Source organism: Tardiphaga sp. OK245 (assembly GCF_900108575.1).
GTDB classification, from domain to species: domain Bacteria; phylum Pseudomonadota; class Alphaproteobacteria; order Rhizobiales; family Xanthobacteraceae; genus Tardiphaga; species Tardiphaga robiniae.
In genome coordinates this window covers 361,003-387,021 of sequence record NZ_FNWZ01000002.1, presented here as the reverse complement: position 1 = coordinate 387,021, position 26,019 = coordinate 361,003, and the positions used below count along the sequence as shown (strand labels likewise).

Annotated in this window: 21 protein-coding genes and 1 tRNA gene; 14 read left to right on the top strand and 8 right to left on the bottom strand. The window is 61.7% G+C overall.

Annotated features, from left to right (window positions below):
* Positions 1–97: 97 nt before the first annotated feature.
* The 4 genes from BLW80_RS08465 to BLW80_RS08450 form a co-directional block, all read right to left on the bottom strand.
* On the bottom strand, positions 98–709 hold the full coding sequence (locus tag BLW80_RS08465) for a sigma-70 family RNA polymerase sigma factor (protein WP_093757615.1): 612 nt from the start codon (positions 707–709) through the stop codon (positions 98–100).
* A gap of 194 nt (positions 710–903) precedes the next feature.
* Complete coding sequence (locus BLW80_RS08460; protein ID WP_093757614.1) at positions 904–1,641, bottom strand: response regulator; 738 nt, start codon at positions 1,639–1,641, stop codon at positions 904–906.
* Positions 1,638–3,392, bottom strand: coding sequence for an ATP-binding response regulator (locus tag BLW80_RS08455; RefSeq protein WP_093757613.1), 1,755 nt, complete (start codon positions 3,390–3,392; stop codon positions 1,638–1,640). Before BLW80_RS08455 ends, BLW80_RS08460 begins: the two co-directional genes overlap by 4 nt.
* Positions 3,362–5,389 carry a sensor histidine kinase gene (locus BLW80_RS08450; protein ID WP_244528146.1) on the bottom strand — a complete coding sequence of 676 codons (2,028 nt, stop codon included), beginning with the start codon at positions 5,387–5,389 and terminating at the stop codon, positions 3,362–3,364. Before BLW80_RS08450 ends, BLW80_RS08455 begins: the two co-directional genes overlap by 31 nt.
* A gap of 419 nt (positions 5,390–5,808) precedes the next feature.
* On the opposite strand from BLW80_RS08450, the gene ugpB reads away from it, so the two are divergent.
* Positions 5,809–7,131: a sn-glycerol-3-phosphate ABC transporter substrate-binding protein UgpB gene (gene ugpB, locus BLW80_RS08445; RefSeq protein ID WP_093757612.1), complete on the top strand. Its 1,323-nt coding sequence runs from the start codon at positions 5,809–5,811 to the stop codon at positions 7,129–7,131.
* Between the two features lie 40 nt (positions 7,132–7,171).
* On the opposite strand, the gene BLW80_RS08440 is transcribed toward ugpB, so the two are convergent.
* The 4 genes from BLW80_RS08440 to BLW80_RS08425 all read right to left on the bottom strand — a co-directional run bounded on the left by BLW80_RS08440 (position 7,172) and on the right by BLW80_RS08425 (position 11,446).
* Positions 7,172–8,023: an energy transducer TonB family protein gene (locus tag BLW80_RS08440; protein ID WP_093757611.1), complete on the bottom strand. Its 852-nt coding sequence runs from the start codon at positions 8,021–8,023 to the stop codon at positions 7,172–7,174.
* Entirely contained in the window at positions 8,020–8,457 is a 438-nt protein-coding gene (exbD, locus tag BLW80_RS08435; protein WP_089263503.1) for a TonB system transport protein ExbD, read from the bottom strand. Before exbD ends, BLW80_RS08440 begins: the two co-directional genes overlap by 4 nt.
* Positions 8,458–8,460: 3 nt before the next feature.
* Positions 8,461–9,246: a tonB-system energizer ExbB gene (gene exbB, locus BLW80_RS08430; protein ID WP_093757610.1), complete on the bottom strand. Its 786-nt coding sequence runs from the start codon at positions 9,244–9,246 to the stop codon at positions 8,461–8,463.
* A 130-nt stretch (positions 9,247–9,376) separates the two neighbouring features.
* A complete protein-coding gene (locus BLW80_RS08425) occupies positions 9,377–11,446 on the bottom strand; it encodes a TonB-dependent receptor (RefSeq protein WP_244528059.1) in 2,070 nt (689 codons plus the stop codon).
* A gap of 319 nt (positions 11,447–11,765) precedes the next feature.
* Between BLW80_RS08425 and BLW80_RS08420 the strand changes: the two genes are divergently transcribed.
* From BLW80_RS08420 to BLW80_RS08360, 13 genes are all read left to right on the top strand, one after another.
* Positions 11,766–13,385, top strand: a complete 1,620-nt coding sequence (locus BLW80_RS08420) for an ABC transporter substrate-binding protein (RefSeq protein ID WP_093757608.1) — start codon at positions 11,766–11,768, stop codon at positions 13,383–13,385.
* 215 nt (positions 13,386–13,600) lie between these two features.
* A complete protein-coding gene (locus BLW80_RS08415) occupies positions 13,601–14,614 on the top strand; it encodes an ABC transporter permease (protein ID WP_093757607.1) in 1,014 nt (337 codons plus the stop codon).
* 10 nt (positions 14,615–14,624) lie between these two features.
* The gene (locus BLW80_RS08410; protein ID WP_093757606.1) at positions 14,625–15,545 is read left to right on the top strand and encodes an ABC transporter permease; all 921 of its coding nucleotides are present in this window, start codon (positions 14,625–14,627) and stop codon (positions 15,543–15,545) included.
* 211 nt (positions 15,546–15,756) lie between these two features.
* The gene (locus tag BLW80_RS08405) at positions 15,757–17,571 is read left to right on the top strand and encodes a dipeptide ABC transporter ATP-binding protein (RefSeq protein WP_093757605.1); all 1,815 of its coding nucleotides are present in this window, start codon (positions 15,757–15,759) and stop codon (positions 17,569–17,571) included.
* Positions 17,572–17,594: 23 nt separating this feature from the next.
* Positions 17,595–17,774 (top strand): DUF4089 domain-containing protein, encoded by a 180-nt coding sequence (locus BLW80_RS08400; protein WP_089263712.1) that lies wholly within the window; start codon positions 17,595–17,597, stop codon positions 17,772–17,774.
* A complete protein-coding gene (locus BLW80_RS08395) occupies positions 17,764–19,179 on the top strand; it encodes an AtzE family amidohydrolase (protein ID WP_093757604.1) in 1,416 nt (471 codons plus the stop codon). Before BLW80_RS08400 ends, BLW80_RS08395 begins: the two co-directional genes overlap by 11 nt.
* 1 nt (position 19,180) lies before the next feature.
* The gene (gene hpxZ, locus BLW80_RS08390) at positions 19,181–19,579 is read left to right on the top strand and encodes an oxalurate catabolism protein HpxZ (protein ID WP_089263511.1); all 399 of its coding nucleotides are present in this window, start codon (positions 19,181–19,183) and stop codon (positions 19,577–19,579) included.
* Between the two features lie 11 nt (positions 19,580–19,590).
* Entirely contained in the window at positions 19,591–20,316 is a 726-nt protein-coding gene (locus BLW80_RS08385; RefSeq protein ID WP_420878729.1) for a GntR family transcriptional regulator, read from the top strand.
* Between the two features lie 213 nt (positions 20,317–20,529).
* Positions 20,530–21,984 carry an MFS transporter gene (locus BLW80_RS08380; protein WP_093758175.1) on the top strand — a complete coding sequence of 485 codons (1,455 nt, stop codon included), beginning with the start codon at positions 20,530–20,532 and terminating at the stop codon, positions 21,982–21,984.
* Between the two features lie 10 nt (positions 21,985–21,994).
* Complete coding sequence (gene otsB / locus BLW80_RS08375; RefSeq protein ID WP_093758174.1) at positions 21,995–22,810, top strand: trehalose-phosphatase; 816 nt, start codon at positions 21,995–21,997, stop codon at positions 22,808–22,810.
* A gap of 157 nt (positions 22,811–22,967) precedes the next feature.
* Positions 22,968–24,440 carry a trehalose-6-phosphate synthase gene (locus BLW80_RS08370; RefSeq protein WP_170849615.1) on the top strand — a complete coding sequence of 491 codons (1,473 nt, stop codon included), beginning with the start codon at positions 22,968–22,970 and terminating at the stop codon, positions 24,438–24,440.
* Between the two features lie 224 nt (positions 24,441–24,664).
* Positions 24,665–24,754: transfer RNA gene (locus BLW80_RS08365), tRNA-Ser, on the top strand.
* Between the two features lie 272 nt (positions 24,755–25,026).
* Positions 25,027–25,968 carry a DUF2778 domain-containing protein gene (locus tag BLW80_RS08360; RefSeq protein ID WP_244528057.1) on the top strand — a complete coding sequence of 314 codons (942 nt, stop codon included), beginning with the start codon at positions 25,027–25,029 and terminating at the stop codon, positions 25,966–25,968.
* Positions 25,969–26,019 lie beyond the last annotated feature (51 nt).

The following is a 26,019-nucleotide window of genomic DNA, read 5'->3' as shown; positions in this document are numbered from 1 at the left end:
TACGACCCGGAAGGGGGCATCCCGTCCGGGTCGCTGGAGGTGGGGAGGTTTACGCGAACTGACGTCTGGAACGTTGGAGCAAAAGGAACGCGGCAGATTACGCTGCGATACTGTCGATGCCGGCGGTCTTCAAGAGATCGGCGAGCTGCTTGCGGGCGTAGAACATGCGGGTCTTCACCGTCGACGCGGGGATGCCGATCAGGCCGGCGACCTCTTCCACTGACTTCTCATGATAGTAGACGAGGTTGACGATCTCGCGATGCGCCGGCGACAGCTTGGCGACACAGGCCCGGAGGATGGCGCTGGTGCGGCTGCGATCGAGCGATGCCTCAGGTGTATCGGCCTGGTCGGCGATTTCCATGACATCGTCCTGGTCGATGTCTTCATATTTACGCTGGCGTAGCGCGGTCAGTGCCTTGAAGCGTGCGATCGACAACAGCCATGTGGAGACCTGCGAGCGGCCTTCGAACTGGCTGGCGGTCCGCCACACATCGAGGAACACCTGGCTGACCAGATCTTCAGCCGCCGACGTATCACGCAGCATGCGGAGAACGAAGCGATAGACCCGCACATTGTGCCGGGCATAAAGCGTGTGCATCGCCGTCCGGTCACCGCTGGCGATATTCTCCAGCAGCATCTCGTCCGAGGTGGCGCGGGCCGTAATGATACCCTGCTGACCGGCGGCATTGAGGGCGATGACGTTCTGCATGACTAACTCCCGTAAGAGACCGCGTTGCGGCTTCGTTGGGAGGATTGTTAAGGAGCCCCGGTTTCAGGGCGTCTGCTTCAAAAGCGGAAAATGGTTTCATGGAACCGGAGAATTGTTTCATCGCACGGTTAGCGACGAAACATTCAGGGGTGAAATGCGTGCAACTTGAATGAGATAGATTCCAAAAGGGGTGCTCAGGCCTTCTCGCCCGCCGGGGAGAACAAATAGCCCCCGCCGCGAATTGTACGGATCACGGCGGGCTTTGTCGGATCGGGTTCGATTTTGCGGCGGATTCGCATGATCCGCAGGTCAACCGCCCGGTCGAAAGCCTCGGCATCCCGGGCATTGGCCAGTTCGAGCAGCCGTTCGCGCGAGAGCACGCGCTTCGGATTGGCGGCGAATACCTTGAGCAGGCCAAATTCGGAGGCCGTCAGCGGATGTTCGTTGCCTTCGTCGTCACGCAAGGCCTGCGCTTCCAGGTCGAGCCATTTCGTGCCGAAGCGCACGAGATGGTCCTTGTTCTCCTTGGCAGGCGTTGCATCTGCTGCTGCTCCTTTCACCGGCGTGCTTCGGCGCAAGACCGAGCGGATGCGCGCCATCAATTCGCGGAGTTCGCAGGGCTTGGCGATGTAATCGTCGGCGCCGAGTTCGAGGCCGACGACACGGTCGATCGGGCTCGCGGTGGCGGTGAGCATGATCACCGGCACATTGATGCGGCTCTTGAGGTCACGGATGATCGAGAGCCCGTCTTCCTCGGGCATGTTGAGGTCGAGCACCACGAGATCCGGCACCTTGGTCTCGATCTCGCTGCGCAGGCTCTTGCCGCCGTCGCACAGGGTCACGGCAAAGCCGTGCATCTTGAGATAGTCGCCCACCATCTCGCGGGCGGGCGCTTCGTCGTCGACGATGACGATATGCGGGCTCTGGCTCATGACAGGCCCTCACTGGTGGCTGGCAGCAGGATGGTGAAGGTGGCGCCCTGGCCGGGGCCGGGGCTATGTGCGTTCACTTCGCCGCCATGCATGTCGATGATGCGTTTGACGATCGACAGGCCGAGGCCGGTCGAACTTTCACCACCGGTCGGCTTGGCGGACAGCCTCTGGAAACGGCCAAACAGACGGTCGAGATCTTCCGGCGACAGGCCAGGGCCTTCGTCGCTAATGCTGATCCGCACATAATCGGCGTCGCCCGTGATGAGCAGCGCGATCTTGCCGCCGATCGGGCTGTATTTGATGGCGTTGCTGACGAGGTTGTCGATGGCTTCGCGCATCCGGTCGGCGTCGCACATGGTGAGATCGTGGTGAGCCGGCGCGGAGACGGAGAGATCCTGCTGCTTGTTCACCGCAGACGGCCGGTTCGCTTCCGCGACGTCCCGGACCAGCGTCGCCAGATCGACCGGCTCGCGGCGGATGGTGATATCGAAGGCGTCCGCCATGGCGTCGGAGATCAGGTGATCGACCATCGAGGTCAGTCGCTTGGTGGCGTCACGGATGTGATCGACCTGCGCGGCGATATTTTCCTTCGGCGATCCCGCGGATATCAGCTCGGTCAGCATCTCGGTGCGACCGAGGATCACGCCGAGTGGATTCTTCAGGTCATGGGCGACGGTGCCCAGAATCTCGTTCTTGAAGCCGTTGGCGCGCTGCAGCCGCAGCCACTGCGCGGAAAGCCGGCGATTAGCCTGCATGAGGGCGCGGGTGCGTTGCGCCACGCGGTCTTCCAACTGCGTATTGGCCTCGTGCAGTTGCTGGTAGAGGATCACGTTGTCGAAGGCGATCGACAATCGGCTGCCGAAGATCTCCACCAGCGAGCGGTCTGTCTCCGACAATTGCCGCTCCGCCTGCAGCAGCACGACAACCTCACGGCCGCTGCCGGTGCGGATGTAGAGCGCCGTCCGATGGTCGGCGAAATCATGCTTGCGGCGCTTGAAGGCCTCTTCGACCATCAGGCGCAGGTCCGGGTCGAGCGACTGCGCGGTGGCGGTACCCATGAAGCGGCTGTAGCAGCCGGATCCGGCGAGGACGGCATAGTCGTCGCCGACAACGCCGCCATCGCGCAGCACCAGAATGCCGGCGCAATCCACATTCAGCAGCGAGGCAATCTGGGTCAGCACGCCTTCGGCAAGCCGCTGCATTGACTTGAAATCATAGAGCGTCGAGGCTGCGTCGATGATGATTTCGAGGCCGCGCCGCGTCTGCACCATGCGTTCGAGCTGCTGATAGCTGCGCAGTGCCGCGGTCAGCGAGGTGAACAGCTTGTCGGCGGTCAGTTCGGTCTTCGCCTTGTAATCGTTGATGTCGTAGTCGACGATGACGCGGCGCTCCGGCGCCTGGCCGGGTTGGCCGGTGCGCAGGATGATACGAACGGTTTCGTTGTGCAGTTCGTTGCGGATGAACTCGACCAGTTCGAGGCCGGCCGCGTCGGTCTCCATGATGACGTCGAGCAACACGGCCGCGATATCCGTATGCTCGCGCATCAGGGCCTGGCCTTCGGCAGCGGAATAGGCCGACAGGATTTCCAGCGACTGGCCGTTCAGGGTGTAATCGCTCAGCGCGAAGCGCGTGCCCTCATGCACGGCCTGGTCATCGTCGATGACCGCGATCTTCCATTTTCGGTTATTGGATTCTTCCGGGACATCACCGGAGTCTTCAATCAGGTAGAGGACATCGTCCTGGTCGGCCATTGCGTAGTCCCGTCAAATGATCCGGCGGCGCCAGTGGCGGCCCGCGGCATGATAATGCGAAATGTCGTGCCTTGTCCCAATCTTGACTCCAGCATCATCCGGCCACCCAGTTGCTGGGTCACCAGATTGTACACGATGTGGAGGCCAAGGCCGGTGCCGCCTTCGTTGCGGCGCGTGGTGAAAAACGGGTCGAAAGCCTGCCGCTGGACGTCCGGACTCATGCCCGCGCCGTTGTCGGAAAAGCTGATCTCGATATCGTCGGTGCCGCGCGGCTTGGCGGTGATAGCGATGGCGCCGGGCTTGCCGTCCGGGAATGCGTGATTGGCCGCGTTCAGGAACAGATTGGTCAGGATCTGGCCGTAGGAACCGGGATAGCCATCGATCATCAGCCCGTCCGGCACGTCGACCGTCAGCGTGATCGGCGCCTTCTTCAGGACGGGGCGCAGACTGGCGATGATCTGATCGGTGGCCTCGGACAGGCTGAACTGCCGCCGTTCGGCGTGGGACCGATCGACGGCGACCTGTTTGAAGGACTGAATAAGCTCGCCAGCACGATGCAGGTTGGCGACCAGTTGCTGCGCCGCATCGCGTGACGTCTTGACGAATTCCTCGAGCTGCGAGCGCCGCAGCGGGGCATTGGAGCGCAGTTCGGCCTCGAACATTTCCGAGCGCCGGGCGAAGCTTGATGCCACGGTGAGGCTGATGCCGATCGGATTATTGACCTCGTGGGCCACGCCGGCGACCAGACCGCCAAGTGCGGCCAACCGTTCGGCGTCGATCAAATTCTGCTGTGCGGCATTTAGTTCGAGCAAGGCGCTCTCGGCCTTCTCCTTCGACGCGCGCAGCTCGTTCTCGGCTTCGCGCTTGGCGACGGCGTTCTCACGGAACACTTCGACCGCGCGGGCCATGGCGCCAACCTCGTCCTTGGCGGCGGTGCCCTGAACCTTGCGATCATAGTCGCCGGAGGTGATTGCGCGCATCGAGGCCATGATCTGCTGCAGCGGCAGGCGGATGCTCAGCGCGATAATGATGCCTGCGGTGATGATCAGCCCGAGGAATGCCGTGGCGATGACCATGACATTGCGGGAGATCGCCGTCAGCGTGCGGTCGAAAGTGGCCTGCGCGGACTGCTCGCGCTGGCGCATCTTGACGGACAGGCCATCGATCGCAGCAATCGTGTCGGCCTGGCTGGCATCGATCGAATTGCGCAGCAGGTCCGTGCGGCTGGAGAGTTGTTCGGACAGTTTTGCGAGCCCCTGGCGGAGGGCAACTGAGCGTCCCTTGAGCCGCTGCAACGCAATACGCTGCAGATCATTGTCGGCGAGGTCGGTCATGACCGGGATAGTACGCTCAATCGTCTCGGTGTTGCGGCGTGCATCTTCGGCCGAGGCGGATGCCAGCGACAGATAATAGGCGTTGGCGGCGACCAGCATCGCGGTGAATGCCTCACGCGACTTGCCGAGTGCCGGCCAGATCAGCGCGTCGCGCTGGCCCGTGGCGCCTTCGATGATGGAGTACAGTCCCGCCATGTCCTTGGCAGGCCCGAGCACCTGTTCCTCATAGGTCTTGGCAATGGTGGTCTGAAGCGTCCGCAATTCACCGAAGCCGCTGAGGAAGCGTTCGGTGACGCGCTCCAGCTCGGCGACCGAGCCTGACAGCATGGGGTCGGTCGAGGCACGGGTATTCAGTGTCCCAAGCACAGCCTCGCGCAGCAGCAGGATTTCGGCGAACAGTTCGGGGCTGGGCTGATTGATATAGCGATGGATCAGGTTCTGCAGCCGGCCGGTCTCGCTCTCGAGCAAGGCCAGAACCTGATCGGATTGCCGGACCTGGCGCACGTCATCCCAGGCCGAGGACAGCACCCGCGAGCCGCTCCAGATCAATCCCGCCAGGACGAGGACGACTGCCGAGTTTAGGGCTGCGATGGACAAAATGCGCCAGCGGATCGGAATCGCACGGACAGCCGCAACGAGACCGGTCCGGCCTCGCGCCGCCAGCTCGTCCTGTCCTTCAGAAACTCCGTTGTGCGGGCTCGTCACCACAGGTGTGTCATTCGGCCTTGCGAAAGGTTCAATCGGTGAGACAGCCGTGCGTCGCAACCCGGCAATTCGTTTTTTCTAGTCTGAAAGAGTTTCGTTGAGGTTGCGAGACAGTTCAATGTAGCAAATACAGGCGGTGCTGGCTATTAACCTGCAACAACTGGTTGAATTGGCGCAGTCCCGATTGAACCGAACGCCGCGAAGTCGCAACAGAGTGCTGCGGCAGATCGCGTCCGGTGAACGCCACCGTGCCGGGCGATTTCGATCAAAACTATAATGGAATCATTATTTTATTGGGCGGCGGAAGCTTTGGCCTCCCAACAAGAATGATTAGCACAGCAGGCCGGCAGCCGACGGCGTTGTAAGGGCAGAATGAAATGAAGTTGAAGGCGGCGCTCGGATATCTCGCGCTCGTGGTGACAGTCAGCCAGACGGCGACGCCCGCACGCGCCACCGACATTCAGTGGTGGCACGCGATGTCCGGAGAACTCGGCCGGCACGTTGAAAAGCTGGCCGCGGATTTCAACGCCACGCAGACGGGCTATCGCATCGTTCCGGTCTACAAGGGCAACTATACCGAAACCGTCACGGCGGCGATCTTTGCCTTCCGGTCCCGGAGCCAGCCGGCCATCGTCCAGGTCAACGAAATCGCGACGGCCACCATGATGGCCGCCAAAGGCGCAACCTATCCCGTCTACGAACTGATGCGCGACCAGGCGGAGGCGTTCAATCCGTCGGCCTATCTGCCAGCCATTACGGGCTACTACACTGACATGGCCGGCAACATGCTGTCCTTCCCGTTCAATGCGTCGACGCCGATCCTTTACTACAACAAGGATCTGTTCCGGGCTGCCGGTCTCAATCCGGACGAGCCGCCGCGGACCTGGCCAGAGCTCGGCGCCGCTGCCAAGCGATTGCGGACGGCAGGCGCGGTTTGCGGCTTCACCACGGCTTGGCCATCATGGATCAATGTCGAGAACTTCTCGGCATTCCACAACATTCCGGTGGCCACCAAGTCCAACGGCCTTGGCGGGTTGGATGCCGTGCTCACCTTCAACAATCCGCTGATGGTGCGGCATATTACGCAACTCGCCGAATGGCAGAAGACCAAGGTCTTCGACTACAGCGGCCGTGCGACAGCAGCTGAGCCACGCTTTCAGAAGAGCGAGTGCGGGATTTTTCTGGGCTCGTCAGGCACCCGCGCCGACATTCTCGCCAATGCGAAATTCGAGGTCGGCTATGGCATGATGCCGTACTGGCCGGATGTCACGGCCGCGCCGCAGAATTCGATCATCGGCGGCGCAACGCTCTGGGTACTGCGCGATCGCCCGCGCGAAGAATATAAAGGCATCGCGAAGTTCTTTGCGTTTCTTTCGCAGCCCGAAGTGCAGGCGACCTGGCATCAGAAGACGGGTTACCTGCCGATCACGCGCGCCGCTTATGAACTCACGCGCCAGCAGGGTTTTTACGACCGCAACCCGGGCACCGTGAAATCCATCGAACAGATCACCCTCAAAGCGCCGACGGAAAATTCGAAGGGATTGCGCCTCGGCTCGTTCACGCTGATCCGTGACGCCATCGAGGATGAGCTGGAGCAGGCCTTCAGCGGCAAGAAGCCTGCGCAGGAGGCCCTCGACGCTGCAGCAGAGCGCGGCAACAAACTGCTGCGCCAGTTCGAGCGGGCGAATCCGGTGCAGTGATATCTGTCGGGCCGCGACGTATCATGATCTTCGTTAGTCGCTAACGAAGATCGTATCTCAATGGAACATTGAACGCCTCTGTACCGCCGGTCTTCTCCGGCGGAAATGCCGGGAATGGCTGCGCGCGACGAACCATGGCGAGCGTTTCGGCATCGAGCGCTTGATTTCCCGACGATCCCAGGAGGCGAGAAGACAGCACGTGACCGCTGCGATCGAGTGTAAAGGCGATCCTGACGACTGCCGTGCCTGACTGACCGGTGCGTGCACTCTGGGGAAATTGCTTGAAGCGCTGCAAGTGTGATTGAACGAGCTGATTGTAAGACGCAGACGCTGCCCTCGAGGCACCGGCCGCTGCAGCCGATGCTGCAGGCGCAATGCGTTCTGCGCGCGGTGCTGCGGTGGTCTGCGGCGCTGCTGGCGTATCGTTGGGCTTCTTCTTGATCTCGGCGCGTATTGGCTTCGGCTTGGGCTTTTCCGGCACCGGCTTTGGCGGATCGGGAATGATCTTGGCGGGCTCGGGCGGGGGCGGCGTCGGCTCGGTCTTCTGCTCGGGCGGCGCTTCGACGACCGGCTTCTCCATCAGCGGCGTCGGCGGGATCTGTTCTTCCACCTGCTTCTGCTGAACGGGCTCGGGCGGTGGCTCGGACGGCGCTTCCGCTTGCTGCATCTCGGGGCCGGGCGCGATATCCAGTGGTTGCGTTTCAGGCGCGGCGGTGGCCGGCGCCATGTCGATCATGATGGTCGGCATCGTAACGCCCGGCGGGTTCGGTTGATGGTACCACCAGATGCCTGCGGCGATCAGGCCGGCATGGATCGCGACGATAGCGATCGCCGACCCGGTCCAGCGAAGACCGACGCTGTCGGTCGGCGCATGTAGCGCAAAGACGTTCATGGCGCGGAGGTTCGTCCGTCGAGGCCGACCAGTGCGATTTTGAGGTAGCCTGCGTTGCGCAGCAGGTTCATCACTTCCATCAGATCGCCATAGCTCACGACCTTGTCCGCGCGCAGGAAGATGCGCTCGTCCTTGTTGTTCTTGGTCGCAGCATCCAGCGTGCCGCTCAGCGTATCGCGCGGGATGATGTCTTCGCCGACGGCGATCGTCAGGTCAGGTTTGACGGTGACGAAGACCGGCTTGTCGGGACGCGGCTGTGGTTCGACGGCGCTTGCCGGCAGGTCGACACCGAGATCGACCGTCGCCAGCGGCGCTGCCACCATGAAGATGATCAGCAGAACCAGCATCACGTCGATGAAGGGCGTCACATTGATTTCGTGGTTGACTTCGAGGTCGTCACCGCCACCTGAGCGTCCACCTAATCTTGCAGCCATGATCTATTCCGCCGCCCGCGAGATCGGCATTCCGCGACGGCCGTGATCGCGGCTCATCAGCAGCATGACCTGTGCGGAGGCGTCGCCGAGCAGCGCTCGGTAGGTCGTGATGTTACGAACGAGCTGGTTATAGATCACCACGGCCGGAATGGCTGCGACAAGACCGAGTGCTGTCGCGAGCAAGGCTTCGGCGATGCCCGGCGCGACGACGGCGAGGTTGGTGGTCTTGGTTTCCGAAATACCGATGAAGGCGTTCATGATGCCCCAGACGGTTCCGAACAGGCCGACAAAGGGCGCAGTCGCACCGATCGTGGCGACCACGCCGATGCCACGGGAGATCCGGCGCGACATCGCCTGTTCGACGCGCTCAAGGCGGAGCGCAATGCGCTCCTTGAAGCCGTCATCGAACAGTCCATGGGAGAGGGCAGTCTCGCGCACTGCCGAATGAATGAGTTGGGCCACGGGATCGCGGGCGTTGGCACTATCGCGCTCGACCTGAGCCAGCGTCGTGTCGCTTTCCAGTATATCGAGCCGCCGTTTGGCGGACCGCGTTTCGCGGTTGAGTTCGATGGTCTTTGCGAGCCAGACCGTCCAGGTCACCAGCGAGGCGATGCCAAGCCCGATCATCACGGCCTTCACCACGATGTCGGCGTTCATGAACATGCCCCATGGGGACAGATTATGCGGCAGCAGCGCTTCCGTGGTCGCAGCTACAGCAAACTGCGGAAGCGCCGCCGTTCCGCTAACCGCCACCAATACAGTTGTGATGGGAGACCAGGATCTTGTCATAGGGGCTGCATTCCGTCGGTCGAAGTTTGCAATGGGAGATGATGGCGAAGAATACCTTCGCATGTGAACGATGTCGCCCTCTGGAGGCCGAGTTGAGGCCCAAACTGGAGCGATTCCAAGGTCATTGGGCTCAAAATCTCATACTCGTGAAGAGCCGCACGCCGCGTCCAGGCTGCAACACCTCCGCCTTCTTGAAGGAGATGTGGTTGCGGACCTGCTCGTCGAGCAGATTGTCTCCGGTGACGCCGAAGGTGATGTCGCGCAGGCCGCCGTCGACCTTCGCGAATGTGTGGGTATAGCTCACCTCAGCCTTCAGCAGATTGTAGCCGGCCGTCGAAGTTTCATTGAGCGCAATGTCGTTCTGCGTGAATGCATGCAGGACGCCCAAACGGGCATACCATTCGGCGCTGCGCCACCAGACGCCGGCGCCGACACGCATCGGTGCGATGCGCGGAACATTGCTGCCATCGGCAAAGGTCGCGCGGACCACGTCGAACTGGGTGTCGATCCCGAGCATGCCGTCGCTGAGCGGCGTCACATCGAGTTGTGCCATCAACTCGGCGCCGCGGAAGTTCGCATCTCGCTGACCGTAGGCCACTTGCAGCAGTGGGCCGGTCGCGCCGCAGCTTGCGAAAGTGTCGGTGCAGAAGTTGCCGGTCACCTGCTTGAAGATGAAATCGAGATAGCGCGTGTAGTAGAGACTCGCCTCGAAGCGAAGCTGGCCGCTGCTGCGTTTCAGGCCGACCTCGATCGACTCAGCTGTTTCGATTTTCAGATCGGGATTGCCGATGACGAAAGTGCCGGATGCGCCGTCAGAGCCGCGCGAATAAAGCTCGGGCGCGGCAGGCGCGCGCTGTGCACGCTGTACGCTCAGATTGGCAACCATATCCCAGGGCAGTGATTTCAGCAGTCCGAAGCTGAAGCTCTTCGGGGTGAAATCGCGCGTCGCTGCTGTCTCGGAGAATGTGTCGGGCGGCGGCAGGAAATTGCTGGGGAAGATCGGTGCCATGCCGGAGACCGACAGGCTCTCGATACGGCCGGCCGCCTGGAATTTGAGTGTGTCCGAGAGCTGCAATTGCTCGAACACGAAGCCTGCGACTGTGTCCGTATTGGTGGGAGCGAGCAGCCCACCGAGCAGGCCCGCGGTGCCGAGCTTGCGGTTGCTGGCCTGTACGCCCCAGCTTCCGGTCAATGCGCCGAGCGGTGTTGCGACCGCGGCGTGATCCAATTCGAAGCGGCCTTCGATTTCCTTGTTGGTGATGGTGTTCTGCAGGCCGTCGACGCCATTGCTGCCGATGCCGAGCTCGCCATGCTTGTAGTCGCTGACGCCGAACGTATAGCGGATCGCGGCGATGCCCTCGGTCGGCGCGCGCCATTCGCCCTTGCTGGTCACCTTGGTCTGTTCGAGATCGATGCGAGTCCGCGACGCGGATTCGGCGATGCCGGGGATATGATACAGGCTGGTGATGTGCTGGATCGCGGTGCCGATATAGCCGCCATCGAAGATGTAGGAGCCGCCGACCGACTGGCCTTCCGAGCGTAGCCTCGTATTGGCCTGCACGCCGCCGCCGGGAATTCTGTAATCGCCGGCGCTGCGGCCGAAGGCGTCGACGTGAATGGCGACATTACTGCCTGACGCATCGATGCTGGCCGCGCCGTCGATGCTGCTATCCACGGAGGAGCCGCCGCCCTTGATGCGTGCGCTGAAATTGTCCGGCACCAGATTCTCCGGAATGCGGTTGTTGCTGGCATTGACGACGCCGCCGATGGCCTGATTGCCATAGCGCAGCGTTGCGGGACCGCGAATGACCTCGATCTTGTCGGCGGAGAGCGGATCGACCGGGACCTGATGATCCTGGCTGAAATCCGAGGCGTCCTGGCTGCCGATGCCGTTCTCCTGAATGCGGACACGATAGTCGTCGAGACCGCGGATATTCGGCCTGCTCGCGCCCGGCGCAAAGGTCGATGCGGCAACGCCCGGCTGGGTGGCCAGCAGGTCGGCGATGGAGGCCGAGGTGGTGCGCTGGAGGGCATCACCGGTCAGCAGGGTGGTGGACTGGAAGGCGTCCGCTTCCTTCTGCCGCTCCGCACTGACCACGATTTCCGACAGCGTTTGTCCCTCCTGGGCCTTTGCCTCTCCAATCCAGATTGATGAGAGGCACGCTGCCCCCGTGATCGACGCCCACAACCTCAAACTCACGCCATTCCCCAAGGTTCTTGATCTGATGCGAATGCTAATGCGAACTATTCGCAATAAGAGGCGGGAGCCGATGTATGTCAAGCCAGAAACAGGAGACCAACGACCGAGCAGGTCGGTGCGTCAGTCCAAATTATGGGCATATCAATATCTTTGTATGCAATGTGGTGAAGTCTCTGGCGATGCTGACCGCCGGGGTCGTTGAAAAAATGCTAGATTTATCAGTCGCATAGATAGCTATTAGGGGTTCGTTAAGCTCTGGCACGAAGTTTGCGATGTCTGTTCCCAAGCCGATCCACTCGCGCCCTTGGGGAGAGCAAGAATGAAGCGTCGTGATTTTCTGAAAACCGCCACAGGCGCCGCCGCCGGCGCGATGGTCTCCGGTCCGGCGATCTTCTCGTCCGCCAAGGCGGATGCCCGATCCGAAACCCTGCTGATCGTCTCCGAAAGCGGCCCCAACAACCTCGATATCCATGGCGTCGGCACCAATGTGCCCGGCTATGAAGTGTCCTGGAATTGCTACGACCGCCTGATCGGTCACGAGATGAAGGCCGGCCCTGGCGGCGTGCCCTATTACGACCGCGACAAGTTCAAGCCCGAACTCGCCGAGGACATGACCATCAGCGACATGTCGGCGACCTTCAAGCTGCGCAAGAACGCGAAGTTTCACGATGGCACGCCGGTGACGGCGAAGGACGTCAAGTGGTCACTGGATCGCTCGGTGAGCGTCGGCGGTTTTCCGACCTTCCAGATGAGCGCCGGATCGCTGAAGAAGCCCGAGCAGTTCGTGATCGTTGATGATCACACTGTGCGCGTCGATTTCGCCACCAAGGATCGCCTGACGATTCCGGATCTCGCGGTTATCGTCCCCTGCGTGATCAATTCCGAACTGGTGAAGAAGAACGCCACCGAGAAGGATCCGTGGGGTCTCGAATACACCAAGATGCAGACCGCCGGCGGCGGCGCCTACAAGGTGACCAAGTGGACCGCCGGCACCGAAGTCATCCTCGAGCGCAATGACGACTGGGTCTCCGGTCCGATACCGAAGATCAAGCGCGTGATCTGGCGCATGGTGCCGCAGGCCGGCAACCGGCGCGCGCTGCTCGAGCGCGGCGATGCCGATATGTCCTATGAACTGCCCTACAAGGATTTCCAGGAGATCAAGGCCAACGGCAAGCTCGACGTGGTGTCGCTGCCGTTCAGCAACGGCATCCAGTATATCGGCATGAATGTCACCAAGCCGCCCTTCGACAATCCGAAGGTGCGCCAGGCCGTCGCCTATGCGCTGCCCTATCAGAAGATCGTCGATGCCGTGTTGTTCGGTCTCGCCAATCCGATGTACGGCGCATCAGCCGACAAGCCGACCGAAGTCGCGTGGCCGCAGCCCCATAAATACAATACCGACATGGCCAAGGCGAAGGCACTGCTCGCAGAGGCCGGCTATCCCAATGGCTTCGAGACCACGATCTCATTCGATCTCGGCTTCGCTGTCGTCAATGAGCCACTCTGTGTGCTGGTGCAGGAAAGCCTCGGCCAGATCGGCATCAAGACGACCATCAACAAGATCCCCGGCGCCAATTGGCGCACCGAGCTGAACAAGAAGGAGATGCCGCTCTACACCAACGTGTTCTCCGGCTGGCTCGATTACCCCGAATACTTCTTCTACTGGTGCTATCACGGCGACAATTCGGTGTTCAACACCATGAGCTACAAATCGCCCGAGATGGACAAATTCATCAACGGCGCGCGCACCGCCGCTGCAACCGGCGACAAGGCAGCCTATGATGCGGACGTGAAAGGCTTCGTCGATCTCGCTTTCAACGATGTGCCACGGATCCCGCTGTATCAGCCCTATGTCAACGTGGCGATGCAGAAGAACATCTCCGGCTACCAGTACTGGTTCCACCGTCGACTCGACTATCGCGCGCTCGTGAAGGCGTGATGTGATGGGTGCGAGGAAGCTCGCCTGGTTCGATGACGGGGCGGTTCTATCGTCCCCTCCCCCTTGCGGGGGAGGGTGGCGCGAAGCGCCGGGAGAGGGGTAGCCATGAAGCGTCGTCGCCTGCGGCTACCCCTCTCCCCAACCCTCTCCCGCAAGGGGAGAGGGAGCGCTGCGAGTTTGCGTTCACATCCGTCGCTGAATACGAGGCACGTGTCATGCTGGCTTTGATCGGCAAACGATTGATGTTCGCGATCCCGAGCTTGATCGGGGTCGTCATCGTCACATTCCTGTTGACGCGCGCACTGCCCGGCGATCCCGCGGCCTATTTCGCAGGACCGTCAGCGGATAAACAGGCGATCGAGGAAATCCGCAAGAAGCTCGGCCTCGACAAGCCGCTGATCGAGCAGTTCTTCCGCTACACGGCGGATCTGGCCAAGGGCGATCTCGGCAACTCGCTGACCACCGGCCAACCGGTGGCGACTGAAATTCGCAATCGCCTGCCGGCCTCGGCCGAGCTGACGCTGCTGGGTCTGCTGGTCTCGGTCATGATCGCCATTCCGCTCGGCATTCTCGCCGCCACCCGGCCGGGCTCGTGGATCGATCATCTCTGCCGGGTGACGACGACGGCCGGTGTGTCATTGCCGGTGTTCTTCACCGGTCTGGTGCTGGTCTATGTCTTCTATTTCAGGCTCGGCTGGTCGCCGGCTCCGCTCGGACGTCTCGACGTGTTCGCGTCGACGCCGCCCAACGTGACCGGCTTCTATCTGATCGACAGTCTCATCGCCCGTGACTGGGAAGCCTTCAGGTCCGCTTTCAACCAGTTGATCCTGCCGACGGCAACTTTGGCGATCTTCTCGCTGGCGCCGATCGCGCGCATGACCCGCGCCTCGATGCTGGCGATCCTGTCGTCCGACTTCGTCCGCACGGCGCGCGCCAGCGGTCTGTCGCCACGCGCCGTGATCGTCACTTACGCCTTCCGCAACGCAATGCTGCCGGTCATCACCACACTGTCGATGACATTCTCGTTCCTGCTCGGTGCGAACGTCTTGGTCGAGAAGGTTTTCGCCTGGCCGGGCATCGGCTCTTACGCGGTCGAAGCACTAATCTCGTCGGATTTCGCACCGGTGCAGGGCTTCGTGCTGACAATGGCCGTCATGTATGTGCTGATCAATCTGATCATCGACATTCTCTACGGCGTGATCGATCCACGCGTGCGGCTGGAAGGGTGAGGTGTAAACCATGAACGCTGTCACGCCTGTCGATTCCGAAGCCGTTCCCGCGCCGCCGCCTGCGCCAGCAAAACGCACATCCGGCTTTGCTGCGACGCTGCAGCACACGCGCTACATTCTCGGCGAGAACCGCGTCACGGGTTTTGCCTTCGGCCTGCTGGTGCTGATCGTTTTCGCTGCATTGTTCGGTCCGTATGTCGTGCCTTACGATCCGCTCGCCAGCGACACGGCGCAGGCGCTGAAGGCGCCGTCCGCGGCGCACTGGTTCGGGACCGATCAGCTCGGCCGCGATATTTTCAGCCGCGTCATTGTCGCGACCCGGCTCGATTTCTTCATCGCTATCGCCTCGGTCATCCTGGTGTTCGCCATGGGCGGCCTCGCCGGCATCGCCTCGGGCTATTTCGGCGGCTGGACCGATCGCATCGTCGGCCGCATCGCCGATACGATCATGGCGTTTCCGCTGTTCGTGCTCGCCATGGGTATCGTCGCGGCGCTGGGCAACACCGTACAGAACATCATCATTGCGACGGCGATCGTGAATTTCCCGCTTTATGCGCGTGTCGCTCGCGCCGAGGCCAATGTCCGCCGCGAGGCCGGCTTTGTGCAGGCGGCCCGGCTGTCGGGCAATAGCGAGATGCGCATCCTGCTGGTGCATATCCTGCCCAACATCATGCCGATCATGATCGTGCAGATGTCGCTCACCATGGGCTATGCCATCCTCAATGCCGCGGGCCTCTCCTTCATCGGCCTCGGTGTGCGGCCTCCGACCGCGGAATGGGGCATCATGGTCGCGGAAGGCGCGTCCTTCATGGTGTCGGGCGAATGGTGGATCGCATTATTTCCTGGTCTCGCGCTGATGATCGCGGTGTTCTGCTTCAACTTGCTCGGCGACGGTCTGCGCGACATCGTCGATCCGCAGCGACGGACGTAACGATGCAAGCACACTCCGCAGATCGCTTTCTTAACCTCTCCCCGCTCTGCGCGGGGAGAGGTCGACGGTCGCGTAGCGAGCGGCGGGTGAGGGGCAGGGCACTGACCTCGCCATCAACGCAGGGGTTTGCGGATCGCAAGAGCCCCTCACCCCAACCCTCTCCCCGCAAGGGCGGGGCGAGGGAGCCTACCGAGCACGTGGAGACATCGGCATGACAGCTCAACCGCTTCTCGACGTCAGCGACCTCACTGTCGAATTCGCCACGCGGCGCGGCATCGTCAAGGCCGTGCAGCACGTCAATATTTCCGTGGCCAAGGGCGAAACACTCGGCATCGTCGGCGAGTCCGGCTCGGGCAAGTCGGTGACGTCCTATGCAGTGATGCGCATTCTCGACCGCGCCGGCAAGATCGCCGAAGGCTCGGTGATGTTCTCCGGCGTCGACATCAAGGGCGCAACCGAGAACCAGATGCGCGACCTGCGCGGCCGCGAAATCTCGATGATCTTCCAGAATCCACGCGCGGCGCTCAATCCGATCCGGAAGGTCGGCGACCAGATCGAGGACGTGCTGCGCCAACATGCGCAGGCTGGTAGCGCAGACCGTGCCGAGAAGGCCATCGAGGCGCTGGAGCAGGTCAAGATCGCACGCCCGCGCGAGCGCTATCATGCCTATCCGTTCGAACTCTCGGGCGGCATGTGCCAGCGCGTGGTGATCGCATTGGCGCTGGCCTGCAATCCGCAGCTCCTGATCGCTGATGAGCCGACCACCGGCCTCGATGTCACGACGCAGAAAGCCGTGATGGATCTGGTCGTCGAGCTCACCAAGAGCCGCGGCATGTCGACCATCCTGATCACTCATGATCTCGGTCTTGCCGCTGCCTATTGCGACCGTGTGGTGGTGATGGAAAAGGGCAGGGTGGTCGAGACGGCGCTGTCGGCGGATATCTTCGCCAATCCGAAACACGCCTATACGAAGAAGCTGATGCAGGCGACGCCGCGGCTTGGCGTCTCGCTGCGCGATCTGCTGCCGGCCGAAGAACGCGCGGCGATGCCGGTGCAGGCTCTTCTTACCTCTCCCCGCTTGCGGGGAGAGGTCGACGCGCGCAGCGCGTCGGGTGAGGGGGAGCCGGCGAGTGAATCTCTGATTCCCCCTCACCCCGACCCTCTCCCCGCAAGCGGGGAGGGGGAGCAGAAGCCCCTTCTCACCGTCGAAAATCTGGTCAAGGAATACGCGCGCCAGGGCGCAACCGCCTCTCTGGCAAAACTGTTCTCGCGCAAGCCGCCGACCGAGCCGGACAAGTTTCGTGCTGTCGATGGCATCAGCTTTACGGTCGGCCATGGCGAGAGCGTCGGTCTTGTCGGCGAATCCGGCTGCGGCAAGTCGACGACGTCGATGATGGTGATGCGGCTGATCGACAAGACCTCGGGCCGCATCTCGTTCGATGGCGACGAGATCGGCGAGATTGCGCCGAACTCTTTTGCGCGGCTGCCGCTGCGCAAGAGCATCCAGATGGTGTTTCAGGATCCCACGGACAGCCTGAATCCTCGTTTCACGGCGGCGCGAGCCATCGCCGATCCGATCATGCAGCTCGGCGATATCAAGGGCTCCGATGCATTGCGTGCAAAATGCGAAGACCTCGCGCGACAGGTGGGGCTGCCGCTCGAATTGCTCGATCGCTTTCCGCACCAGATGTCCGGTGGCCAGAAGGCGCGTGTCGGCATTGCCCGGGCCGTCGCGCTGCAGCCGAAGCTGATCATCCTGGACGAGCCGACGGCGGCGCTCGACGTCTCTGTGCAGGCGGTGGTGCTGAACCTGCTGCAGGACCTGAAGCAGTCGATGGGGATGAGCTATTTGTTCGTATCGCACGATTTGAATGTGGTGCGTTTGCTGTGCGATCGTGTCATCGTGATGCGCACGGGGCGGATCGTCGAGCAGGGCCTGACCGAGGCCGTGCTGGATGCGCCGCAAGATGCTTATACGAAGGAACTGCTGTCGGCGATCCCGCATCCGCCGCTGCCGGTTCACTGATACGAATGATCGAGAGAGGGACCGTGGCCGAACCGCTTGATGACTATATCGACGCTGTCGCCGGGGCGTTGGGACTGCCGATTGAAGACGCGTGGAAGCCATCCGTCCGTGCCAATCTCGCGGTGACGCTGAAAATGGCCAAAATGGTCGACGAATTTGCGCTGCCAGATGAAACCGAGCCGGCGAGCATCTATGCAGCTTGATCTTGTCATCACACCCGAAGGCGACTGGCGCCCGGCTTCCGAAATCGCCCAGGCGGTTGCCGTGAAGAAGATCTCGGCGCTCGCTGTCACTGAAGCAGCGCTGGCGCGCATCGCCCAGCACAATCCGGTCCTGAACGCATTCACGGATATCACCGCCGACCGCGCACGCGCCACGGCGAAGGCGCTGGATGCCGCGATTGCCGCCGGTCAAAGCGTCGGCCCGCTGGCAGGCGTGCCGTTCGCGGTGAAGAACCTGTTCGATGTCACCGGTCTGCCGACCCGCGCCGGTTCCAGGATCAATCGCGATCGTCCGGCTTCAGCCCGCGATGCGACACTGGTCGAGCGCATGGAAGCCGCGGGCGCCGTCTTGGTCGGCGCGCTCAACATGGGCGAATACGCCTATGATTTTACGGGCGAGAACATTCATGACGGGCCGTCGCGGAATCCGCATGACGTGACCCGGATGACCGGCGGCTCATCCGGCGGTTCCGGCGGCGCAGTCGGCGGCAGTCTCGTGCCGATTGCCTTGGGGTCGGACACCAACGGATCGATCCGCGTGCCGTCGTCGTTTTGCGGTATCTTCGGCCTGAAGCCGACTTACGGCCGGCTGTCGCGGGCGCGCTCGTTTCCGTTTGTCGCGAGCTTCGATCATCTCGGCCCGTTCGCACGATCGGTCGAGGACCTCGCGCTGTCCTACGATGCCATGCAGGGACCCGATGCCGAGGATGCCGCGTGTTCAACCCGCGCCATCGAGTCGGTGACGGCGCTGCTCGGACAGGATATCGGCTCTCTCCGCATCGCTGCGGCCGGCGGATACTTTCGCAAGAACCTGTTTCCGGAGGCCCAGGAGGCGGTTGCGCGTGTCACGAAGGCGCTCGGCGTCACACGCGACATCGAGCTGCCCGAGGTCGCCCGCGCGCGTTCGGCGGCCTACGTCATCTCGACCGTTGAAGGCGCCTCGCTGCATCTGGACCGTCTGCGGACACGGCCCAATGACTTCGACCCGGCGGTGCGAGACCGGTTGCTGGCCGGCGCCATGGTGCCGGCGCCGCTGGTTGATCGCGCGCAGAAATTCCGTCGCTGGTACCGCGCGAAGGTGCTCGAACTGTTCAAGGACGTCGATGTGATCATCGCGCCGGCGACGCCTTGCATCGCGCCGAAACTGGGGCAGGCGACTTTCGTGCTCGACGGCGTCGAACTGCCAGTGCGGGCCAATATCGGCATCCATACCCAGCCGATCTCTTTCATCGGTCTGCCCGTGGTCGCCGTCCCCGTGCCGCTCGATCCGATGCCGATCGGTGTGCAGATCATTGCGGCGCCGTGGCGGGAAGACATCGCGCTGCGCGTCGCTTATGCTTTGGAGCGGGCCGGCATCGTTGCTGCTCCATCAGCAAAAGGGTTCTGACATGGACATTGATCTGCCGGACGTCATCGCCGAAGTGGGCGCCGCTTTCGCACGTTATGAGAAGGCGTTGACGACCAACGACACGGCGGTGCTTGGCGAGCTGTTTCGCAACGATCCGCGGACGCTCCGTTACGGCATGGGCGAAAACCTCTACGGTTATGACGAGATCCAGGCATTTCGCGGTGCACGCTCGCCGGTCGGATTGATGCGCCGCACTGCGCGCACGGTGATTTCCGCCTATGGCCGCGACACTGCGGTCGCCTCGACGCTATTTTATCGCGACACGGCTCCGGGTAAGGTCGGTCGACAGATGCAGACGTGGATCCGCTTTCCGGAAGGCTGGCGAATCGTGGCGGCGTCTGTCAGCCTGATCGACGAACCGCAGGGCGCCAAGGGATGAGTTTCGACGACATGCTGATTCAGCCGGGGAAGCCGCGCCGCAAGGCGGGCATCGCCGGGCCGGTCAGCCGGGTTGACCGTGCCGGGACTATCACCGGCAAGATGACGCGCGCCGAAGAGCTCCGCCTGCAACTGGCCGACGAGATCGTGCGCGGCGTGCTGCCTCCCGGTACCTCACTCGACGAAACCGATCTGGCACAGCGTTTCAATGTTTCGCGCACGCCCGTTCGTGAAGCGTTGCGTCAGCTCACGGCAAGCGGCCTTGTCGACTCGCGCGCGCATCGCGGTGCCGTCGTGGCGCAGCCGTCGATCGATCGTCTCACCGGCATGTTCGAGGCGATGGCCGAGCTCGAAGCGATATGTGCGGGTCTCGCCGCCGAACGGATGCCGGCCGTGCAACGTCACGGGCTGGAGGCCATTCACGAAGAGCTGCGGGTGCTGAGCTATGACGGCAATCCGGATCGCTTCCACGAAGTGAACGAACGTTTTCACAACGCGATCTATGCGGGCTCGCAGAACGAATATATCGCCGAGATCACGCTCGCGACCCGGGTGCGGGTGCAGCCGTTCCGGCGCGCCCAGTTCCGCAATCTCGGTCGTCTCGCGAAATCGCAGGCCGAGCATGACCGCGTCGTCGTCGCCATCATGCGCGGCGATCGCAATGGCGCCGCGGCGGCGATGCGCGCCCATATCGAGCTGGTACGCGGCGAATACGAGCATTACGCCGTTTCGCTCTAGGTCCTAATTCCCCGCATAAAATGGGAACCAACGCGTTCTTCGTGGGTTGTTTCACGGAGAATGTAACCCTCTGGCGCTGAATCACCCGTCACCGCAAGGTTTCGGGCTTTTCGTGTTGATATCGATTTCCGCTTGTCCGTGGGGTAGCGAGCAAATGCTCAGGAGCAAGGCGGCATGGCTTATCTGAGCAGCGCGGATATCGCGGCTTCGCCGATGCCGAGCCAGACGTCAGCTTCCGACTCGGATCGTATCATCGAAACCGATATTCCCGCGCGTCTGGATGCGCTGCGCTGGAGCGGCTTTCACACACGGGTTGTCCTGGCGCTCGGAATTACATGGATTCTCGATGGCCTTGAGGTGACCCTGGCGGGGGCGCTGTCCGGCGCGCTGAAGGAAGATCCGGCGCTGCGGTTCTCGAATCTCGATGTCGGCTTCGCCAACAGCGCCTATCTTGCAGGCGCTGTGATCGGCGCGCTGGGCTTCGGTTGGTTGACGGATCGCATCGGCCGGAAGAAACTGTTCTTCATTACGCTTGCGCTTTACCTCACGGCGACTGCCGCGACGGCGCTGTCATGGAATCTTGCCAGCTATGCCGTGTTTCGATTCCTGACGGGGGCCGGCATTGGCGGGGAATATACCGCGATCAATTCGACGATTCAGGAGCTTGTCCCGGCGCGCTATCGCGGCTGGACCGATCTGGTGATCAACGGCAGCTTCTGGCTGGGCGCCGCAATGGGCGCCGTTTGTGCCATTGTCCTGCTGGACCCCGCAGTGATTTCGCAAGCCTATGGCTGGCGGCTGGCCTATTTCACCGGTGCTATTCTGGGTCTCATCGTGCTGTTCATGCGGATGTGGATTCCGGAAAGCCCGCGATGGCTGATGATCCACGGTCAGCCGCAGCGCGCCGAAGAGATCGTGGCTGAGATCGAAATCTCCGCGCATCAGAAGGCCAAGCCGTCGGTTCTGGCCGCGCTGCCGAAGATCAGGTTGACGATGCGCGATCATACGCCGCTGAAGGAAGTCGCGCAGACACTGTTCGTGCTGTATCGGCAACGGTCGCTGGTCGGACTCGTGCTGATGGCGTCGCAGGCGTTTTTCTACAACGCGATCTTCTTCACCTATGCGCTGGTACTGACGGATTTCTTCGGTATCCCGTCCAACCACGTCGGCTGGTATCTCCTGCCGTTTGCCGCAGGCAATTTTCTTGGACCGCTGCTGCTCGGCCGGCTGTTCGATACGCTCGGGCGTCGCGTCATGATTGCGGTGACCTACGGCATGTCGGGCATCTTGCTTGCGATCTCCGGCTATCTGTTCTCGATCGATGTGTTGAGTGCACAGACCCAGACCATCGCCTGGATGATCATCTTCTTCTTTGCGTCGCCGGCGGCGAGCGCGGCCTATCTCACCGTCAGTGAGACGTTCCCGATCGAGGTGCGCGCATTGGCGATCGCTGTCTTCTACGCGATCGGCACCGGGATCGGCGGCGTTGCCGGCCCGGCGCTGTTTGGCGTGCTGATCGATACCGGGTCGCGCAACAGCGTGTTTGCCGGCTACCTGTTTGGCGCTGTTCTGATGATCGTGGCTGCGATTGTCGGCTGGCGCTATGCCGTCGCGGCGGAACGCCAGCCGCTTGAATCAGTTGCACGGCCGCTGGCCGTGGTGGAGTAACTTGATGAACATGTCTCAGAAAATTATCGAAATTCATGTCGACGATGCGCCGCACTCCGAAGAGGTACTGTATCCGGGTGCGGAATTGCCGCGGCTTAGCGAATGTGCGCTGCTGCTCGATATCGATGGCACGTTGCTCGACCTGGCGCCGACGCCGCGTGAGGTATGGGTGCCGCCGGATCTGGCGACCTCCATGGGCAAGCTGCTGCAGCGCACGAATGGCGCCATGGCGCTCGTTTCGGGCCGCTCGATCAACGATATCGATCTGATCTTTGCGCCGATGCAGTTTCCTGCCGTCGGCGGTCATGGCGCCGAAATGCGATTGTCAGGCGACAATGAATCGGTGGCGTCAGGCGCGCCGCCGATGGACAAGGAATTGAAGCGTCGCCTTGCTGCCATTGCGAAGTTGAGTCCGGGTATTCTGCTCGAGGACAAGGGGTATGCGCTCGCGCTGCATTATCGTCTCGCGCCGCATGCCGAGAAGGCGATCTATGATGCAGTCTCAGCGATCCGTGCGGATCTGCCGAATGCGCCGATCGAAGTGCTGCCCGGCAAGGCTGTTTGCGAGATCAAGCCGGCTGGTGTGACCAAGGCGACGGGCGTGATCGAATTGATGACGCATGAGCCATTCAGCGGGCGCCGTCCGATCTTCATCGGCGATGATGTCACCGATGAATCGGTATTTGCGATCATGCCCGGCATGAATGGTCTCGCATTCTCCGTCGGTCGCCGTGCGCAAGGCGTATCGGGGCACTTCGACGAGCCGCGCGATGTGCGCGCATGGCTCGCGCGCTTGCTGATCGACGATGCAGCGAAATCGAAGTGATTCACCTCATGTCATTGATACCGATGCAGATGGAACTCACTGAAAGGTGAGTTCCATCGTCGCGTGCCCGAATTTGGTTTCAATTGGGTCGAATGGTGACGAGGAACCATATTGATGAACGGACGTTTATCAATGTGTGCAATCAGGAGGGGACCCTGTGAATCTCGTCGTAGTCTCAAACCGAGTATCGCGCGCTTCGGCGAATGAGCCGATGACCGGCGGTCTGGCAGCAGCCTTGCTGCCCGTGGTGGAGAAATCTGGCGCGATTTGGGTGGGTTCCAGCGGCCGCGTGCGCGATGGCGCGCAGAAGGAACCGTTTGCCGAAATTGAGGCGCTGGGCGCCGGTGCGCTGGCGATGCTCGATCTGCCTGCGGCGCATTACGGTGGCTATTACGAAGGCTTCGCCAATTCGGCGCTTTGGCCTGCACTGCATTCCCGTACCGACTTGATCTGCACGTCGCACGATGATTATCAGTCGTATCGCGAAGTGAATTCGTTCTTCGCGCGCGCGCTGCTGCGGTTCCGCAAACCCGACACCGCGTTCTGGATTCAGGATTACCATTTCCTTGCGCTCGGCGCAGAATTGCGCGCGCTTGGCGTGACGCATCCGCTCGGCTTTTTCCTGCATACGCCGTGGCCGGCACGCGATATTTTTGGCGGCGTGCCGCATCATCGCGAACTGGTCGAGGCAATGCTCGCTTACGATCTGATCGGCTTCCAGACCGAAGGTGATCGCGACAACTTCCTGTCTTATGTCGATGGCGAGCTCGGTCTGGACACGACGGGTGGTGTGGTGATGTCGCGTTACGGCGTGTCGCGCTGTGCGGTATTTCCGATCGGCATCGATCCCGCGAAGTTTGCTGCGCATGCCGCCAAAGCGGCGTCGCATCCAGATGTGTCGCGGCTGCGCCGCAGCCTGAACGGCGAGAAACTCGCCATCGGCGTCGATCGCGTCGATTACTCCAAGGGCCTCGTCAATCGTCTCGATGCATTCGATCGCATGCTGACACGGCAGCCGCAGCTCAAGCGCTCGGTATCGCTGTTGCAGATCGCGACGCTGTCGCGCGGCACGATCGAGGCCTATGGTGATCTGCAGAACCAGCTTGCGAAGCTGGTGAGCGACATTAACGGGCGTCACGGCGAAGTTGACTGGACGCCGATCCGTTATCTCAACAAGGGCTTCAGCCAGACCGTCCTCGCTGGTCTCTATCGCACCGCGCAGGTCGGTCTGGTGACGCCGCTGCATGACGGCATGAATCTGGTCGCCAAGGAATATGTCGCTGCACAGAACCCGGTCGATCCCGGTGTGCTGGTGCTGTCGAAATATGCCGGCGCCGCCAACGAGCTCGATACGGCCCTGCTGGTCAATCCGCATGATGTGGACGGCATGGCGCGCACCATCGCGACCGCATTTTCGATGCCGTTGCTGGAGCGCCGGATGCGCTGGGAAGCCATGATGGCGAAGCTGCGCGCCGGCACCATCCAGGACTGGTTCGCCGATTTCGTCGAGGCGCTTCAGCAGGCCCATGTCGCCAATGACAAGACGCCGGTGGAAACGCTGCCGGTTGAGCCGGCCGTACTCTGGCCGGTCCAATCGCTGGGCGCTGGGGTCGGTAGCCGGTTCCACTGAGCCGCGGCGCCAACCAGGCGAAATGGGGAGGTCCCCCGCGGCGTGCTGGCGCGGGGATTGCTGTGCCGACGCATCGCAAGCCGATTCGCTGCTCGCCAGGGCCAGCAGGCGGCGCCAAGGCTCATCCGAATTCTCTATATCCTTCAATAATTTGAGAAAAACCGCCGGGCCGGGCCGGCGGTCCCTTGCAAATCTCGCTCCGGCCCGTCATGAGAAGGCGCGCCGGAGAGATGGCCGAGTGGCTTAAGGCGCACGCTTGGAAAGCGTGTGTGCGGGAAACCGTACCGTGGGTTCGAATCCCACTCTCTCCGCCAGCACCCCCCTAACCATCTGATCTATTTGTGCCGGCCGTCGTCCTTCCGCTCGCCGCGCGGTAACAGGATGACGTCTGCGTCGATGGCTAGGTTTTTAAGGAGCCTGTATCGGCGGGCTGGGATTTGAAAGGAACCTCACGCTCTGGAAGGCGGCCCATTCTTGAATGGCGCAAAGTCTGGCAAGGCCAAAATGGCCTAATACGTCAGGCTCGTTGGCTTGATTTAAGCTTGAATTATTGGGTAGCCTTTTTGCGTCGCGTCCGGGGCATCAATTGCGTAGATCTCGAATTGTTATCGCTGCTGCGTCTGCCGGAGCCCTCGCTGCGGCCCTGACGTTATGCGCGTATGTTCGAGAGCCTCAAAATGTACTGAGCTTCTTTAAGGCGAAAAATCCAAGTCGTCCCCAGCTCGACGACGTCTCGTTCGTTCAGCGTTTTCCGCAAGCGTTTGATTTTGAAGTGTCGGCTTCTGATGTCGAATTAGAAGTTCAGCGGGCTAAGTCGCAGCTCGCGCAAGCAATGCGATCGCAGCCGGTGCTTCCCGCCGACAGCTCGCTCGGAATCTCGGCGGTGAATGGAAAAGTGCCGCTACCGAGAGTCCGGCCGTCGGCCGCCAATTTGATTGCTGTGTCTCTGCCCGATCAAGCGTCAACACCGTCTGATCCTTTGTCCAATGTAAGCGCAGCACTTAAAAAAGTCTTCGCGATGCTACAGCCGTCTGAAACTGTTTTGGCATCTGCGTCACCCGAGGGTGGAATCTCTGGTGACGGAAAGGACAGTGCACCTCCAACGTTGGCGGAAACGCGGACGGCGCTTTACGACATTTCCGCGCGCACCGTTTACATGCCCGACGGAACGAGGCTCGAGGCTCACTCTGGACTTGGCGAACTGATGGACGATCCAGCGCAAGTCCACGTCCATGATCGAGGTGCGACGCCACCGCAGATATATGAACTGAGCAAGCGAGAGAAGCCGTTTCACGGCGTTGAAGCATTGCGAATGAAGCCGGTGGGTCAAGGTGATCTGTTTGGCCGCGCCGGATTGCTTACGCACAGCTACCTGATGGGACCAAAGGGAGATTCGAACGGTTGCGTATCGTTCAAGGACTACGCAACGTTCTTGCAGGCCTACAAAGCAGGCGCCGTGAAGAGATTGATCGTCGTACCGAGCCTGGCCGATCCGACCGTCATGGTGGCACAAAAAACGTCGATGTAGCCGTGTCTGTGAATACTCAGATATCGCACCGGCTTGAGATTGATCTTCAGA

Bases quoted from the DNA above. Each gene is read 5' to 3' on its own strand.
- otsB (WP_093758174.1), top strand. From the start codon at position 21,995: ATGTCTCAGAAAATTATCGAAATTCATGTCGACGATGCGCCGCACTCC.
- BLW80_RS08410 (WP_093757606.1), top strand. From the start codon at position 14,625: ATGAACGCTGTCACGCCTGTCGATTCCGAAGCCGTTCCCGCGCCGCCG.
- exbB (WP_093757610.1), bottom strand. From the start codon at position 9,246: ATGACAAGATCCTGGTCTCCCATCACAACTGTATTGGTGGCGGTTAGC.
- hpxZ (WP_089263511.1), top strand. From the start codon at position 19,181: ATGGACATTGATCTGCCGGACGTCATCGCCGAAGTGGGCGCCGCTTTC.
- BLW80_RS08465 (WP_093757615.1), bottom strand. From the start codon at position 709: ATGCAGAACGTCATCGCCCTCAATGCCGCCGGTCAGCAGGGTATCATT.
- BLW80_RS08405 (WP_093757605.1), top strand. From the start codon at position 15,757: ATGACAGCTCAACCGCTTCTCGACGTCAGCGACCTCACTGTCGAATTC.
- BLW80_RS08455 (WP_093757613.1), bottom strand. From the start codon at position 3,392: ATGGCCGACCAGGACGATGTCCTCTACCTGATTGAAGACTCCGGTGAT.
- BLW80_RS08415 (WP_093757607.1), top strand. From the start codon at position 13,601: ATGCTGGCTTTGATCGGCAAACGATTGATGTTCGCGATCCCGAGCTTG.
- exbD (WP_089263503.1), bottom strand. From the start codon at position 8,457: ATGGCTGCAAGATTAGGTGGACGCTCAGGTGGCGGTGACGACCTCGAA.
- BLW80_RS08380 (WP_093758175.1), top strand. From the start codon at position 20,530: ATGCCGAGCCAGACGTCAGCTTCCGACTCGGATCGTATCATCGAAACC.
- BLW80_RS08420 (WP_093757608.1), top strand. From the start codon at position 11,766: ATGAAGCGTCGTGATTTTCTGAAAACCGCCACAGGCGCCGCCGCCGGC.
- BLW80_RS08395 (WP_093757604.1), top strand. From the start codon at position 17,764: ATGCAGCTTGATCTTGTCATCACACCCGAAGGCGACTGGCGCCCGGCT.
- BLW80_RS08385 (WP_420878729.1), top strand. From the start codon at position 19,591: ATGCTGATTCAGCCGGGGAAGCCGCGCCGCAAGGCGGGCATCGCCGGG.
- ugpB (WP_093757612.1), top strand. From the start codon at position 5,809: ATGAAGTTGAAGGCGGCGCTCGGATATCTCGCGCTCGTGGTGACAGTC.
- BLW80_RS08460 (WP_093757614.1), bottom strand. From the start codon at position 1,641: ATGAGCCAGAGCCCGCATATCGTCATCGTCGACGACGAAGCGCCCGCC.
- BLW80_RS08440 (WP_093757611.1), bottom strand. From the start codon at position 8,023: ATGAACGTCTTTGCGCTACATGCGCCGACCGACAGCGTCGGTCTTCGC.